This is a genomic window from Serratia sp. LS-1 (genome assembly GCF_003719595.1).
Lineage (GTDB): Bacteria > Pseudomonadota > Gammaproteobacteria > Enterobacterales > Enterobacteriaceae > Serratia > Serratia ureilytica.
Genome location: NZ_CP033504.1, coordinates 3400236 through 3416831, shown reverse-complemented (window position 1 = coordinate 3416831; position 16596 = coordinate 3400236). Strand labels below are relative to the sequence as shown.

At 59.7% G+C, this 16596-nt stretch carries 12 protein-coding genes; 10 read left to right on the top strand and 2 right to left on the bottom strand.

The window, feature by feature from the left end; all coding sequences use genetic code 11:
* The first annotated feature begins 40 nt into the window (after positions 1-40).
* The 10 genes from dnaE to EDY99_RS16340 all read left to right on the top strand — a co-directional run bounded on the left by dnaE (position 41) and on the right by EDY99_RS16340 (position 16063).
* Positions 41-3529, top strand: coding sequence for a DNA polymerase III subunit alpha (gene dnaE, locus EDY99_RS16385; RefSeq protein ID WP_033652500.1), 3489 nt, complete (start codon positions 41-43; stop codon positions 3527-3529).
* A 12-nt stretch (positions 3530-3541) separates the two neighbouring features.
* Positions 3542-4501: an acetyl-CoA carboxylase carboxyl transferase subunit alpha gene (gene accA, locus EDY99_RS16380; RefSeq protein WP_004931972.1), complete on the top strand. Its 960-nt coding sequence runs from the start codon at positions 3542-3544 to the stop codon at positions 4499-4501.
* A 111-nt stretch (positions 4502-4612) separates the two neighbouring features.
* The gene (locus EDY99_RS16375; protein ID WP_042785262.1) at positions 4613-6757 is read left to right on the top strand and encodes a lysine decarboxylase LdcC; all 2145 of its coding nucleotides are present in this window, start codon (positions 4613-4615) and stop codon (positions 6755-6757) included.
* Positions 6758-6864: 107 nt separating this feature from the next.
* A complete protein-coding gene (locus EDY99_RS16370) occupies positions 6865-7254 on the top strand; it encodes a VOC family protein (protein ID WP_033644884.1) in 390 nt (129 codons plus the stop codon).
* An 89-nt stretch (positions 7255-7343) separates the two neighbouring features.
* Complete coding sequence (gene cadC, locus EDY99_RS16365; RefSeq protein ID WP_123061932.1) at positions 7344-8900, top strand: lysine decarboxylation/transport transcriptional activator CadC; 1557 nt, start codon at positions 7344-7346, stop codon at positions 8898-8900.
* Positions 8901-9269: 369 nt separating this feature from the next.
* Complete coding sequence (gene cadB / locus EDY99_RS16360) at positions 9270-10613, top strand: cadaverine/lysine antiporter (protein WP_033644886.1); 1344 nt, start codon at positions 9270-9272, stop codon at positions 10611-10613.
* Positions 10614-10708: 95 nt separating this feature from the next.
* A complete protein-coding gene (gene cadA, locus EDY99_RS16355; RefSeq protein ID WP_033635725.1) occupies positions 10709-12847 on the top strand; it encodes a lysine decarboxylase CadA in 2139 nt (712 codons plus the stop codon).
* A 68-nt stretch (positions 12848-12915) separates the two neighbouring features.
* Positions 12916-14361: a dipeptide permease DtpD gene (gene dtpD, locus EDY99_RS16350; protein ID WP_060660317.1), complete on the top strand. Its 1446-nt coding sequence runs from the start codon at positions 12916-12918 to the stop codon at positions 14359-14361.
* A gap of 56 nt (positions 14362-14417) precedes the next feature.
* Complete coding sequence (gene tilS, locus EDY99_RS16345) at positions 14418-15749, top strand: tRNA lysidine(34) synthetase TilS (RefSeq protein ID WP_123061931.1); 1332 nt, start codon at positions 14418-14420, stop codon at positions 15747-15749.
* Positions 15749-16063, top strand: a complete 315-nt coding sequence (locus EDY99_RS16340) for a c-type cytochrome (protein WP_025304017.1) — start codon at positions 15749-15751, stop codon at positions 16061-16063. The genes tilS and EDY99_RS16340 overlap by 1 nt, the downstream gene beginning before the upstream one ends.
* A 50-nt stretch (positions 16064-16113) precedes the next feature.
* Here EDY99_RS16340 and rof read toward each other — a convergent pair whose 3' ends face one another.
* Positions 16114-16377: a Rho-binding antiterminator gene (gene rof, locus EDY99_RS16335; protein WP_004931991.1), complete on the bottom strand. Its 264-nt coding sequence runs from the start codon at positions 16375-16377 to the stop codon at positions 16114-16116.
* Positions 16364-16564 carry a YaeP family protein gene (locus EDY99_RS16330; RefSeq protein WP_033652508.1) on the bottom strand — a complete coding sequence of 67 codons (201 nt, stop codon included), beginning with the start codon at positions 16562-16564 and terminating at the stop codon, positions 16364-16366. Before EDY99_RS16330 ends, rof begins: the two co-directional genes overlap by 14 nt.
* Positions 16565-16596: the final 32 nt, after the last annotated feature.

The window sequence follows — 16596 nt, the reverse complement described above, 5'->3', positions numbered from 1 at the left end:
GGGCTCAGCACGCTGAGCCCCTTCAATCAGGTATCTGGAGATGGCCGAACCTCGTTTTATTCACCTGCGCGTCCACAGTGACTACTCCATGATTGATGGATTGGCCAAGACGGCGCCGCTGGTGAAAAGAGCCGCCGCGTTAGCCATGCCTGCTCTGGCAATCACCGATTTCACCAACCTGTGCGGGCTGGTGAAGTTCTACGGCAGCGCGCACGGCGCCGGGATCAAACCGATCATCGGCGCGGATTTCCATGTGCAAAGCGAAGTCTTGGGCGACGAACTCGCTCAGCTGACGGTGCTGGCCAGCAACAACGAAGGCTACCAGAACCTGACGCTGCTGATTTCCCGCGCCTATCAGCGCGGCTACGGCGCCGCCGGCCCGATCATCGATCGCGACTGGCTGATTGAACATCGCGAAGGGCTGATCCTGCTTTCCGGCGCGCGTCAGGGCGACGTCGGCAAGTTCCTGCTGCGCGGCAACCAGGCGCAGGTGGATCAGTGTCTGGATTTCTACCAGCAATATTTCCCCGACTGCTACTACCTGGAGTTGATCCGCACCGGCCGCCCGGATGAAGAGAACTATCTGCATGCGGCGGTGGCACTGGCCACCGAGCGCGGTTTGCCGGTGGTGGCCACCAACGACGTGCGTTTCCTGGTGGAAGATGACTTCGACGCTCATGAGATCCGCGTCGCCATCCACGACGGCTTTACGCTGGACGATCCCAAGCGGCCGCGCAACTACAGCCCGCAACAATACATGCGCAGCGAAGACGAGATGTGCGAGCTGTTCGCCGACATCCCGGAAGCGCTGCTGAACAGCGTCGAAATCGCCAAACGCTGTAACGTCACCATTCGCCTCGGCGAGTACTTCCTGCCGCAGTTCCCGACCGGCGATATGAGCACCGAGGACTTCCTGGTACTCAAATCGAAAGAGGGGCTGGAAGAGCGCCTCGAGTTCCTGTTCCCCGATCCTGAAGTGCGCGCGCAGCGCCGCCCGGAATACGACGAGCGTCTGGACGTCGAGCTGAAAGTGATCAACCAGATGGGGTTCCCCGGCTACTTCCTGATCGTGATGGAATTTATCCAGTGGTCGAAGGACAACAACGTGCCGGTGGGCCCAGGGCGTGGCTCCGGCGCCGGTTCGCTGGTGGCCTATGCGTTGAAAATCACCGACCTCGATCCGCTGGAATTCGACCTGCTGTTCGAACGCTTCCTGAACCCGGAACGTGTCTCGATGCCCGACTTCGACGTCGACTTCTGCATGGAGAAACGTGACCAGGTAATCGAGCACGTGGCGGAGATGTACGGCCGCGAAGCGGTATCGCAGATCATCACCTTCGGCACCATGGCGGCGAAAGCGGTTATCCGCGACGTAGGCCGCGTGTTGGGGCACCCGTACGGGTTCGTCGATCGCATCTCCAAACTGGTGCCGCCGGATCCGGGCATGACGCTGGAGAAAGCCTTCGCCGCCGAACCGCAGCTGCCGGAGATTTACGAGGCCGACGAAGAGGTCAAAGCGCTGATCGACATGGCGCGCAAGCTGGAAGGGGTGACGCGCAACGCCGGTAAACACGCCGGTGGCGTGGTGATCGCGCCGACCAAGATCACCGACTTCGCGCCGCTGTACTGCGATGCCGAAGGGAACCACCCGGTGACCCAGTTCGACAAGAACGACGTGGAATACGCCGGGCTGGTGAAGTTCGACTTCCTCGGTCTGCGCACCCTGACCATCATCGACTGGGCGCTGGAGATGATCAACGCCCGGCGCGCCAAGACCGGGCTGGAACCGATCGACATCGCCGCCATCCCGCTCGACGACAAGAAAAGCTTCGACATGCTGCAGCGTTCGGAAACCACGGCGGTGTTCCAGCTTGAATCGCGCGGCATGAAAGATTTGATCAAACGTCTGAAGCCCGACTGCTTCGAAGACATGATCGCACTGGTGGCGCTGTTCCGTCCGGGGCCGCTGCAGTCGGGCATGGTGGATAACTTCATCGACCGCAAACACGGCCGCGAAGAGATCTCCTACCCGGACATTCAGTGGCAGCATGAGTCGCTCAAGCCGGTGCTGGAGCCGACCTACGGCATCATCCTGTATCAGGAACAGGTGATGCAGATTGCCCAGGTGCTGGCCGGCTATACGCTGGGCGGCGCGGACATGCTGCGCCGTGCGATGGGTAAAAAGAACCCGGTCGAAATGGCCAAGCAGCGCGGCGGCTTTGAAGACGGCGCCAAAGCGCGCGGCATCGACGGCGAACTGTCGGTGAAAATCTTCGACCTGGTGGAGAAATTCGCCGGTTATGGCTTCAACAAATCGCACTCCGCCGCCTACGCGCTGGTGTCGTACCAGACGCTGTGGCTGAAGGCGCACTATCCGGCCGAGTTTATGGCGGCGGTGATGACCGCCGATATGGACAACACCGACAAAGTGGTGGGTCTGGTGGACGAATGCTGGCGCATGGGGCTGAAGATCCTGCCGCCGGACATCAACAGCGGCCTGTATCACTTCCACGTCAACGACGACGGCGAGATCGTTTACGGCATCGGCGCCATCAAGGGCGTGGGGGAAGGGCCGATCGAAGCCATTATCGAAGCGCGCAACAGCGGCGAGCAAGGTTATTTCAAAGACCTGTTCGATCTCTGCGCGCGCTCCGACATCAAGAAACTGAACCGCCGCATTCTGGAAAAACTGATCATGTCCGGGGCGTTCGATCGCCTTGGGCCACACCGCGCCGCGCTGATGAATTCGCTCGGCGACGCGTTGAAAGCGGCGGATCAGCATGCGAAAGCCGAAGCTATCGGCCAGGTGGACATGTTTGGCGTGCTGGCGGAAGCGCCGGAGCAGGTGGAGCAATCCTACGCCAACATCGCGCCCTGGCCGGAGCAGGTGGTGTTGGACGGTGAACGGGAAACGCTGGGGCTGTACCTGACCGGCCACCCGATCACCCAATACCTCAAGGAGATCGAACGTTACGCCGGTGGCCAGCGTTTGAAAGACATGCACCCGACGGATCGGGGCAAAATGACCACCGCCGTCGGGTTGGTGGTCGCCGCGCGGGTGATGGTGACCAAGCGCGGCAACCGCATCGGCATCTGTACGCTGGATGACCGTTCGGGCCGTCTGGAAGTGATGCTATTCACCGAAGCGTTAGAAAAATACCAGCATTTGTTGGAAAAAGACCGTATCCTTATCGCCAGTGGACAGGTCAGCTTTGATGACTTTAGCGGCGGGCTTAAAATGATGGCCCGCGAGGTAATGGACATCAGTGAAGCCCGGGAAAAATACGCTCGCGGGCTTGCTATCTCGCTGACTGACAGGCAAATTGATGACCAGCTTTTGAACCGTCTCCGTCAGTCGTTGGAACCCCATCGCTCGGGGACGATTCCAGTGCATCTCTACTATCAACGGGAAGATGCGCGAGCCAAGCTGCGTTTTGGCGCAACCTGGCGCGTGACGCCCACCGACCGCTTGTTGATAGACTTGCGGACGTTGGTAGGCAATGAGCAGGTGGACTTGGAATTTGACTAAAATAGGAATGCTATGAGTCTGAATTTTCTTGATTTTGAACAGCCGATTGCAGAGCTGGAAGCGAAAATTGACTCGCTGACTGCAGTCAGCCGTCAAGACGAAAAATTAGATATTAATCTGGACGAAGAGGTTCAGCGCCTGCGTGAAAAGAGCGTTGAGCTGACGCGCAAGATTTTTGCCGATCTTGGGGCCTGGCAGATTGCCCAATTGGCACGCCACCCGCGCCGTCCTTATACCCTGGATTATATCAAACACATCTTTACCGACTTCGAAGAGTTGGCGGGCGATCGCGCTTACGCCGACGACAAAGCGATCGTCGGGGGGATTGCGCGCCTGGATGGCCGCCCGGTGATGATCATCGGGCACCAGAAAGGCCGTGAGACCAAAGAGAAGATCCGCCGTAACTTCGGCATGCCGGCGCCGGAAGGCTACCGCAAGGCGCTGCGCCTGATGGAAATGGCCGCCCGCTTCAAAATGCCGATCATCACCTTTATCGATACCCCGGGCGCTTATCCGGGCGTGGGCGCGGAAGAACGCGGCCAGTCGGAAGCCATCGCGCGCAACCTGCGTGAGATGTCGCGCCTGAACGTACCGGTCATCTGCACCGTCATCGGTGAAGGCGGCTCAGGCGGCGCGCTGGCGATCGGCGTGGGCGACAAGGTGAACATGCTGCAGTACAGCACCTACTCGGTGATTTCGCCGGAAGGCTGCGCCTCCATCCTGTGGAAGAGCGCCGACAAGGCGCCGCTGGCCGCGGAAGCGATGGGCATCACCGCGCCGCGTCTGAAAGAGCTGAAGCTGATCGACTCGGTGATCCCGGAGCCGCTGGGTTCCGCGCACCGCGACGTGCCGGCGATGGCCGCCGCGTTGAAAGCGCAGCTGCTGGCCGATCTGAAAGATCTGGATGGCCTGAACGACGAAGAGTTGCTCAACCGCCGTTACCAGCGTCTGATGAACTACGGCTACTGCTGAGTTGCGATCTTCACGGTAATAAACCGCCTTCGGGCGGTTTTTTTTTGGCTACACACCGCCGGATTTTCGTGGTGTTATAGAGACTTGGCCGTTAACTGACAGGAGCTGCCGATGAATATCATCGCCATCATGGGCCCGACGGGCGTCTACTACAAAGATGAGCCGATCCGCGAGCTCCACGCGGCGCTGGGTGCGATGGGATTCCAGCTGGTATACCCCAAAAACAGCGGTGACCTGCTGAAGCTGATCGAAGCCAATGCCCGCATCTGCGGCGTGATCTTCGACTGGGACGATTACAGCCTGGAGCTGTGCAGCGAGATCAACGAGCTGAACGAATACCTGCCGCTGTACGCCTTTATCAATACCCACTCCACCTTCGACGTCAGCCTGCATGAAATGCGCATGGTGCTCTATTTCTTCGAGTATGGCCTGAATGCGGCGGACGATATCGCGCAGCGCATCCAGCAATACACGGCGGAATACATCGACACCATTACGCCGCCGCTGACCAAGGCGCTGTTCAACTACGTGCGCGAAGGAAAGTACACCTTTTGCACGCCGGGCCACATGGCCGGCACCGCGTTCCAGAAAAGCCCGGTGGGCTGCCTGTTCTATGACTTCTTCGGCGCCAATACCCTGAAGGCCGACATCTCGATTTCGGTCACCGAGCTCGGGTCGCTGCTGGATCACACCGGCCCGCATCTGGAGGCCGAAGAGTACATCGCGCGCACCTTCAATGCCGAGCAGAGCTATCTGGTCACCAACGGCACCTCCACCGCCAACAAGATCGTCGGCATGTATTCAGCGCCGGCGGGCAGCACGGTGCTGATCGACCGCAATTGCCACAAATCGCTGTGCCACCTGCTGATGATGAGCGATATCGTGCCGATCTATCTGCGCCCGCTGCGCAACGCCTACGGCATCCTCGGCGGCATTCCGCAGCGCGAGTTTACCCGCGCCAGCATCGCCGCCCGGGTGCAGGAGACCCCGAACGCCACCTGGCCGGTGCATGCGGTGATCACCAATTCCACCTATGACGGCCTGCTGTACAACACCGACTACATCAAGCAGACGCTGGAGGTGCCGTCGATCCACTTCGACTCCGCCTGGGTGCCTTACACCAACTTCCACCCGATTTACGACGGCAAGAGCGGCATGAGCGGCGATCGGGTGCCCGGTAAGGTTTTCTACGAAACCCAATCCACCCACAAGCTGCTGGCGGCCTTCTCGCAGGCCTCGATGATTCATATCAAGGGCGACTACGACGAGAGCACCTTCAACGAAGCCTACATGATGCACACCACCACTTCGCCGCACTACGGCATCGTGGCGTCGATGGAGACCGCCGCCGCCATGCTGCGCGGCAATCCGGGGCGCCGCTTGATCAACCGTTCGGTGGAGCGCGCGCTGCATTTTCGCCGTGAAGTGCAGCGGCTGCGCGAGGAAAGCGACAGCTGGTTCTTCGATATCTGGCAGCCGGAAGAGATCGATGAAGCGCAGTGCTGGCCGCTGGATCCGGACGATAACTGGCACGGTTTCGGCCAGACCGATCGCGATCATATGTATCTCGATCCGATCAAGGTGACGATCCTGACGCCGGGCATGAATGAACTGGGGGCGCTGGAGGAAGAGGGGATCCCGGCGGCGCTGGTGGCGAAGTACCTCGACGAGCGCGGCATCGTGGTGGAGAAGACCGGGCCGTACAACCTGCTGTTCCTGTTCAGCATCGGCATCGATAAAACCAAGGCGATGAGCCTGCTGCGCGGCCTGACCGACTTCAAGCGCGCCTACGATCTCAACCTGCGGGTGAAGAACATGCTGCCGGATCTGTACGCCGAGGATCCGGATTTCTATCGCCATATGCGCATCCAGGATCTGGCCGCCGGCATTCATCGCCTGATCTGCCAACACGATCTGCCGCGCCTGATGCAGCGGGCGTTTGACGTGCTGCCGGAAATGAAGCTGACGCCGCACCAGATGTTCCAGGAGCAGGTGCGCGGCAATGTGGAAACCTGCGAGCTGGATCAGTTGGTGGGCAAGGTGGCGGCCAATATGATCCTGCCTTATCCGCCGGGCGTGCCGCTGGTGATGCCGGGGGAAATGATCACCGAAGAGAGCCGGGCGGTGCTCGATTTCCTGCTGATGCTGTGCTCGATCGGCGAGCGCTATCCCGGTTTTGAAACCGATATCCACGGCGCCAAGCTGACGGAAGACGGACGCTATCTGGTGAAGGTGCTGAAAGCCCCGCAGCCATAAGGCCATAATGCGCCCGGCGGTTTGGAAAGATGCGCCGGGCTTCCTCATTGACGGCCTCATCGCCGCCGGATACCGTGCACCATCAGAATGAACAGGAGAGGGTTTCTATGCTGGCATTACGTCAGGTGCATCACATCGCGATCATTGGCGCGGACTACACCGCCAGTAAGCATTTCTATTGCGACATTCTCGGCTTTACCCTGCTGAGTGAAGTTTACCGCGAGGAGCGTGACTCCTGGAAAGCGGATCTGGCGCTCAACGGGCAATACACCCTCGAGCTGTTTTCTTTCCCTTCGCCGCCGGCCCGCGTCAGCCGCCCGGAGGCTTGCGGCCTGCGCCATCTGGCGTTCAGCGTTGACGATATAGACCAAGCCATCGCCCATCTGCAGGCGGCCGGCGTCGCCTGCGAACCGGTACGCGTCGATCCTTATACTCAATCTCGTTTTACCTTTTTCAGCGATCCCGATGGTTTACCGTTAGAATTATACGAGAGTTAACGGCTTAATCGCCTCCCGGCGGCCACAGCCGGGGGCGATTATGCTATGATCGCGCCCTTGCCCCACATGCCTACAGAGTTATTTCCGCCATGCAAGAGCCTGCTTTTCGCGTCGGGGAGTGGCTGGTTACCCCTGCCGACAACACCATCACCCGTGACGGCCGCCAGAAAACGCTGGAACCGCGCCTGATCGACATGTTGTGCTATTTCGCCCGGCACCCCGATGTGGTGTTGAGCCGCGACGAGCTGATCGATAGCGTTTGGAAGCGCAATATCGTCACTAATCACGTGGTGACCCAATGCATTTCAGAACTGCGCAAATACCTGAAAGACGGCGACAGCGACAGTCCGGAATACATTATCACCGTGCCTAAGCGCGGGTATAAGTTGGCGGCTTCGGTGATCTGGTGTGAAGACGGGGAGTCGCAGCCCGCCCCTGCGCCGGCGCCGCAGATTGCGGTGATCATGCATGAGCCGGAAGACGGCAGCGATGATGAAGACGATACGCCGTACGTGCCGCCGAGCCGGACCCGAACGCCGGTTGCCGCGCCCGGCGAAAAGCAGCCGCGCTTTTATCGCCGCTCGACGTTCTGGGTGTGGCTGGCGTTTCTGGCGGCGCTCAGCGTCTGCGTGGCGTTTGTCGGCATCGCAACGCTGTCGCAGCGCGTGCCGGTATCGACCATGCCGGTGCTGCTCAATCCGCGCGATATCGATATCCGCATTCAGGGCGGCGAGAGCTGCAGCAACTGGATGCCGCAGCTCTCCTATGTGGTGGGCGTCAGCGAGCTGATCACCGATTCGCTCAACACCTACTCGACCTTCCTGGTGCACGACCAAACCAATTACAACTATTCCGGCCCCAGCAACTCGGGCAAGTCGCTGTATATCGAGTTCGTTAATCAGCGCCACTACCGCGCCCAGCAGTGTTTCCTGTCCGTACGGCTGGTGGATAACGCCGACAGCTCAATCATGTTGGACAAGCGTTACTTCATTACCGCCGATAACCAGCTGAAGATCCAAAGCGACTTCCTCGCCAGCCTGTCCGCCGCGCTGAAACAGCCCTGGCCGCCGCAGCTGGAACAGCGTCTGGCGCAGCTGCTGCCGGACAACGGGCCGCTGCTGCAGCGCTTCTACCAGGCGCATCAATTGTTGATCCATGGCGACGCTGATTCGTTGACTCGCGCCAGCGCGCAGCTGAGCGAGCTGATTAAAAGCGCGCCGAATTTCCACTACCTGCTGGCGGAAAAAGCGCTGGTGGATGTGCTGCGCAACTCTTATCAACCGTTCGACAGCCAGGGGCTGGCGCAATTGCGCGCCGATATCAGCCATCTGGCGACGATCCCCGAATTGAAAAATACGCCGATCGTGCAGCAAGTTCTGGCGGTTGATGCGCTGGCGCAGGGACGCATTGACGATGCGCACCGGGCGATCGAGCTGGGGATTGAGTTGCAAATGTCGTGGCTGAATTATGTGCTGCTGGGCAAAGTGTATGAAATGCAGGGGCAGAATCATTTGGCGGCGGATTCTTATATTACCGCGTTCAACCTGCGCCCCGGTGAAGATACCTTGCATTGGATCACCAATGGCGTATTCCAGACGTCATTGACCAACGTGGTGCCTTATTTAAATAACTATCAGCGCCAATAATTCACCAGAACCACGCCGCCATTATTCTCAGGGAATTCCGGCGGCGTTATTTATTGGTGAAGGCATGTTGCGCCATTGTGTTATTTTGCTGCGCAATATCGTTCCTTTTCTGCCGTTTGTTATTCGTGATTAACCTGGTTATTATCCTGTTTTTTAACGATGTTTATCTTTTCTTTAGCTTACCTTTTTATCTTGATGTGTTAATCAAAAACCTCAGGTTATCATTTGTATGATCATGAGCGTAATCTCACTTTATCTTTAGGACTTTATTTCTGCCGATGGTTAGCATCCTGACTATCAAGCCGGCTCATTAAAATCTTTTATTTATGGGTGTGGCTTATAAGAAACGTAAATCAGGAGAAACTGACCATGGCTTCACCCAAGAAAATAGGGCTTATTGCCTGCACCGGCGTAGTCGCCGGTAATATGATGGGGAGCGGGATTGCCTTATTGCCCGCCAACCTGGCGAGTCTCGGATCCATCGCCATTTGGGGATGGGTGATCTCGATTATCGGGGCGATGTCGCTGGCCTACGTGTACGCCCGCCTCGCGACCAAAAACCCGCAGCAGGGCGGCCCTATCGCCTACGCCGGTGAAATTTCCCCGGCGTTCGGCTTCCAGACCGGCGTGCTTTATTACCATGCCAACTGGATCGGCAACCTGGCCATCGGCATTACCGCCGTTTCTTATCTCTCCACCTTCTTCCCGGCGTTGAACAACCCGGTGCCTGCCGGCATCGCCTGTATCGCCATCGTGTGGATCTTCACCTTCGTCAACATGCTGGGCGGGACCTGGGTCAGCCGCTTGACCACCCTGGGCCTGGTGCTGGTGCTGATCCCGGTGATCGTAACCGCCACCCTCGGCTGGCACTGGTTTGACGCCGCCACCTACCAGGCTAACTGGAATACCTCCGGCACCACCGACAGCCATGCGGTCATCAAAAGTATTCTGCTGTGCCTGTGGGCGTTCATCGGCGTGGAATCCGCGGCGGTCAGCACCGGCATGGTGAAAAACCCGAAACGCACCGTGCCGCTGGCGACCATGCTTGGCACCGGCCTGGCGGGCATCATCTACATCGCCGCCACCCAAGTGATCAGCGGCATGTTCCCGGCGTCTGAAATGGCCGCCAGCGGCGCGCCGTTCGCCATCAGCGCCTCGGCGATTATGGGCAACTGGGCGGCACCGATGGTTTCCGCGTTCACCGCCTTTGCCTGCCTGACCTCGCTCGGGTCATGGATGATGCTGGTCGGCCAGGCCGGGGTGCGCGCCGCCAACGACGGCAACTTCCCGAAAGTGTACGGCGAGCTGGATAAAAACGGCATTCCGAAAAAAGGCCTGCTGCTCGCGAGCTGCAAAATGACCGCGCTGATGGTGCTGATCACCCTGATGAGCTCCGCCGGCGGCAAGGCTTCCGATCTGTTCGGCGAGCTGACCGGCATCGCGGTGCTGCTGACCATGCTGCCTTACTTCTACTCCTGCGTAGACCTGATTCGCTTCGAAGGGGTCAACGTGCGCAACCTGCTGAGCCTGATCGCTTCGGTGTGCGGCTGCGGCTTCTGCTTCATCGCGCTGATGGGCGCCAACTCTTTCGAACTGTCCGGCACCTTTATCATCAGCCTGATTATCCTGATGTTCTACGCCCGGAAAATGAATACCCGCCAGGCTGCCAATGCAGCGGCGGTCGATGAAAACACCACGGCCAAAGCGCACTGATTCGCGTCCGCTGACCGACTGAATTTACCCAGCCCCTTTCTTTCCGACCTGTCAGCCGCGACGGGAAGGGGCTTGCTTTGCCAGGAGAAATGCATATGAACGTTATCGCCATCATGAATCACATGGGTGTCTACTTCAAAGAAGAGCCTATCCGTGAACTGCATCAGGCGCTGGAAAGTCTGGATTTCCGCATCGTTTACCCTAACGATCGCGAAGACCTGCTGAAACTGATCGAGAACAACGCCCGTCTGTGCGGGGTGATCTTCGACTGGGACAAATACAATCTGGAGCTGTGCGAAGAGATCAGCCAACTGAACGAATACATGCCGCTGTACGCATTCGCCAACACCTATTCCACGTTGGACGTCAGCCTGAACGATCTGCGCATGCAGGTGCGCTTCTTCGAGTATGCGCTCGGCGCGGCAACCGACATCGCCGCCAAGATCAAACAGAACACCGACGAGTATATCGACACCATCCTGCCGCCGTTGACCAAGGCGCTGTTCAAATACGTGCGCGAAGGCAAATACACCTTCTGTACACCGGGCCACATGGGCGGCACCGCCTTCCAGAAAAGCCCGGTGGGCAGCCTGTTCTACGATTTCTTCGGCCCGAACACCATGAAGTCGGATATTTCGATTTCGGTGTCCGAGCTTGGGTCGCTGCTGGATCACTCCGGCCCACACAAAGAGGCGGAAGAGTACATTTCCCGCGTGTTCAACGCCGAGCGCAGCTACATGGTGACCAACGGCACCTCCACTGCCAACAAGATCGTCGGCATGTATTCGGCGCCGGCGGGCAGCACGGTGCTGATTGACCGTAACTGCCACAAGTCGCTGACTCACCTGATGATGATGAGCGACATCACGCCGATCTACTTCCGCCCGACCCGCAATGCCTACGGCATCCTCGGCGGCATTCCGCAGAGCGAGTTCCAGCGCGCCACCATCGCCAAACGCGTGAAGGAGACCCCGAACGCCACCTGGCCGGTGCATGCGGTGATCACCAACTCCACCTATGACGGCTTGCTGTACAACACCGACTTTATCAAGAACACTCTGGACGTGAAGTCGATTCATTTCGACTCCGCCTGGGTGCCTTACACCAACTTCCATCCGATCTATAAAGGCAAGTGCGGCATGAGCGGCGGCCGCGTGGAGGGCAAGGTGATCTACGAAACCCAGTCCACCCACAAACTGCTGGCGGCCTTCTCGCAGGCTTCGATGATTCATGTGAAGGGCGATATCAACGAAGAGACCTTCAACGAAGCCTACATGATGCACACCACCACTTCGCCGCACTACGGCATCGTGGCGTCGACCGAAACCGCCGCGGCGATGATGAAAGGCAACGCCGGCAAGCGCCTGATCAACGGCTCTATCGAGCGCGCGATCAAGTTCCGCAAAGAGATCAAACGCCTGAAAGTCGAGTCCGACGGCTGGTTCTTCGACGTCTGGCAGCCGGAGCATATCGATGAGCCGGAATGCTGGCCGCTGCGCTCCGACAGCGCCTGGCACGGTTTCAAGAACATCGACAACGAACACATGTATCTGGACCCGATCAAGGTCACTATCCTGACCCCGGGGATGAGCAAGGAAGGCGAGATGCAGCCGTTCGGCATCCCGGCCAGCATCGTGGCGAAATACCTCGACGAACGCGGCATCATCGTCGAGAAAACCGGGCCTTACAACCTGCTGTTCCTGTTCAGCATCGGCATCGATAAAACCAAGGCGCTCAGCCTGCTGCGCGCGATGACCGACTTCAAACGCTCGTTCGACCTGAACCTGCGGGTGAAAAACATGCTGCCTTCGCTGTATCAGGAAGCGCCTGATTTCTATGAAAACATGCGCATTCAGGATCTGGCGCAGAACATTCACCGCCTGGTGGAGCAACACAACTTGCCGGACCTGATGTACCGCGCGTTCGAAGTGCTGCCAACCATGGTGATGAATCCGTACCAGGCGTTCCAGAAAGAGCTGCACGGCGAAGTGGAAGAGGTCTATCTGGAAGAGATGGTCGGTAAGGTCAATGCCAACATGATCCTCCCATACCCACCGGGCGTGCCGCTGGTGATGCCGGGCGAGATGCTGACCGAAGAGAGCCGGCCGGTGCTGGAGTTCCTGCAGATGCTGTGCGAAATCGGCGCGCATTATCCAGGCTTTGAAACCGACATTCACGGCGCCTATCGCCAGGCGGACGGACGTTATCGGGTGAAAGTGCTGAAGGCGAAATAACCGCAGCCAATAAGAGGGGAGGCGCTCGCGCTTCCCCTTTGTCGTTCACCGACTGATGGGAGACCACCATGAAAACACCCTCACAGCCGCGCGCAATCTACTATGTCGTAGCGATACAAATTTGGGAATATTTCAGCTTTTACGGCATGCGTGCGTTATTGATCCTCTATCTGACCCACCAACTCGGCTATACCGACAGCCACGCCATCGATCTCTACAGCGCTTACGCTTCGTTAGTTTACGTCACTCCTATTCTTGGCGGCTGGCTCGCCGACCGCCTGCTGGGCAACCGCGTCGCGGTGATCGCCGGCGCGGCGCTGATGACCCTGGGACATATCGTGCTTGGCCTGAGCGCGGTCTCCGCCCAGTCGCTTTATCTGGCGCTGGCGATCATCATCTGCGGCTACGGCCTGTTCAAATCCAATATCAGCTGCCTGCTGGGCGAACTGTATCCGGCGCAGGACTCGCGCCGCGAAGGGGGCTTCTCGCTGCTGTACGCCGCCGGCAACGTCGGATCTATTTTGGCGCCGATCGCCTGCGGGTTGGCGGCCGAGCGCTATGGCTGGCACGTCGGCTTTGCGCTGGCCGGGATCGGCATGTTCGCCGGCCTGGTGATTTTTCTGCTGGGCGGACGCCATTTCCGCCACACGCGCGGCGTGAATGCACCGCTGATGCGCGCCAGGAGCCTGGGCCTGCCGCACTGGGGATGGCTGCTGGCGGCGCTGTTGGCGTCGCCGCTGTTCTTCACGCTGCTGTTTGAACGCGGCTGGGCCGGCTATTTGCTCGGGTTGGTGTGCGTGGCGGCGGTGGCGCTGGTGGCGCGCATTATGCTGCGCGCGGACGCCGGCCAGCGGCGGGGGCTGTGGCAGATCATCGTACTGATGCTGCTGGGCACGCTGTTCTGGGCTTTTGCCCAGCAGGGCGGCAGCTCCATCAGCCTGTTTATCGATCATTTCGTTGACCGGCGCTGGTTCGGCTGGACGGTGCCGACCGCGCTGTTCCAGTCGGTTAACGCCTGCGCGGTGATGCTGGGTGGCGTGGCGCTGGCCTGGCTGGCGAGCGGCGATGGCGATCGCACGCTGCGCATCTGGTGCAAGTTCGCCTTCGGTCTGCTGTTGATCGGCGTCGGCTTTACGCTGATGGCGCTCAATACGCGGCTGCACGGGCCGGGATCGATGGGGCTGATGATCGCCGGTTTGGCGGTGATGGGCTTTGCCGAACTGTTTATCGATCCGGTAGCGATGGCGCAGATCACCCGGCTGAATATCCCCGGCGCCACCGGCGTGTTGACCGGCATCTATATGTTGGCGACCGGTTCGATCGCCAACTATCTGGCGGGCATTATCGCCAATCAGACCGCCGAGGATCACATCGAAGGGGCGGCGATGCAGGCGTATGGCCGCATTTTCGCCCAGATCGGCTGGGGAGCGGCCGGATGTGCGCTGGCGGTGATCGCGGTGCTGGGCGGCTGGTGGCTGCTGACGCGACGCCAGGCCCGGACGGTTAATGCTTGATTGATGGCGGTAGGCGGGGTTAACGTGCAGCTATGTAGAAGTGACAAAACCTACCGATGGATACTGATCAATTAACGACGCAGGTGGCGGACCAGCTGGGCGCGCAGCAGCGGCTGCTGGTGGCGTTTAGCGGCGGCCTGGATTCCAGCGTGCTGCTGCATCTGCTGGCGGCGTTGCGCCGCCAACGTCCGGCGCTGCAGCTGCGCGCGCTGCACGTGCACCATGGCCTGAGCGCCTTTGCCGACCGTTGGGTTGAGCATTGCCGCAGCCGGTGCGCTGAGTGGCGGATCCCGCTGACGGTGACGCACGTGCAGGTGGATGCCCGCCAGGGCGGCATCGAAGCGGCGGCGCGTGCGGCGCGCTATGCCGCTTTCAGTGCAGCATTGGCGGAGGGCGAAGCGCTGCTCACCGCCCAACACCTTGACGATCAAAGCGAAACTTTCCTGTTGGCGCTCAAGCGCGGCAGCGGGCCGGCGGGATTGTCGGCGATGGCGGCGCGCGCCACGCTGGGCGAGCACCTGCTGTTGCGGCCGCTGCTGGGCTGCTCGCGTCAAACGCTGGAAAATTACGCGCAACGCCACGCCTTAACCTGGATAGACGACGACAGCAATCAGGACACGCGCTTCGATCGCAATTTCCTGCGGTTGCAGGTGTTGCCGCAGCTCAATCAACGTTGGCCGCACTTCGCTTCGGCGGTGGCGCGCAGCGCCAGCCTGTGCGCCGAACAGGAACAATTGTTGGACGAGCTGCTGGCGGAACCGCTGCAAAGCCTGTTGGCGGCGGATCGCTCATTGGCGATCGACGGTTTGACGGCCTGTTCGCCGGTGCGGCGCTTCGCTCTGTTGCGGCGCTGGATCGCATTGTTCAACGTTACCATGCCGGCGCGTGAGCAGTTGCAGCGTCTGTGGGAGGAGGTGGCGCTCAGCCGGGAAGATGCCGAACCGCAGCTGCAGCTCGGCGCCTATCAGATCCGCCGCTTCCGAGGCCGATTGCACCTGTTGCCGCCGCTGGCGGCGCTGCGCGATGTGCATCTGCCCTGGCAGCCTGACCTGCCGCTGATGTTGCCGGACGGGATGGGGCAGTTGGTTGCCGGTGAGGGCGATCTGGCGCTGCGCGCGCCGCTGCCATCGCAGCAGATTAGCATTCGTTTCGGCGGCGTGCAGGGCGCGGTGCGCATCGTGGGGCGCGCCCATTCGCGGCCGATAAAAAAACTGTGGCAGGAGCTGGGTATTCCTCCCTGGCAGCGTGAACGCATCCCGTTGATTTATTATGATGAGCAGCTGATCGCCGCGCTGGGCGTATTCGTCTGTGAGGCGGGGCAGGTGCCGGAAGGCGAACGCCCGTGGCGGCTGCGCTGGGAAAAAAATCATAATCGTGAGGAGCAATGATGAAGTTTGTGGAAATCGCGCTGTTGGCCGCCGGTCTGTTCAGCCTGCCGGCGTTGGCGGCGGGGGATGCGGCCGCCGGTCAGGCCAAAGCCGCCGCGTGCGCGGCCTGCCACGGCGCGCAGGGCAAGGTGACGGTGCCGATGTACCCGAATCTGGCCGGGCAAAACGCCATGTACCTGCAGCACGCGTTGCAGGCGTACAAGAAAGGGGAACGCAACGGCGGCCAGGCCGAGGTGATGAAAGCCTATGTGTCGGGATTGTCGGATGACGATATCGCCGATCTGGCGGCTTATTACGCCAGCCTGAAGCCCTAAATGACGAGGGCAGCCGTTGGGCTGCCCTGTTGGGATGGGGTTACCGCTGCTCAGTCCGACAGACTGACGACCACGGTACCGATTTCCGGATGACTGAAACTGCTGATATGGTCCAGACGCAGGTCGCGCTGCTGGCCGTTCTGTTCGATGGTCAGATACTCAACGCGTTTCTTTTGCAGCAGGTCGATCGCCTTGGCCTCGATCACTTCTCCGTCGCGTAACTCCAGCTTCAGAATAAGTTTATGCTGACAGGCGAGTTCCAGGTTGTCGTAGTCATCGCAATTGATGGGTTGGTACTCATCATTCATCAACATAGTCGCTCACCAATAAGTTAGCGGCGGCAAAGGCCGCCTGTTCCCTAACGGAGGACGGTAGCGCGTGGTTCGCTGCGACATCGTCCAATGCCTTTAACGCACAAGCCAGCGCATCAGGCACGTAGCCAAGATCTCCACTGCCAATCTCGGCGTAAGTACGGCGTACTAACTCACAGTATTGTTGCACAGTTTCCTCCCTTAAGAACCTCTGCATCATCA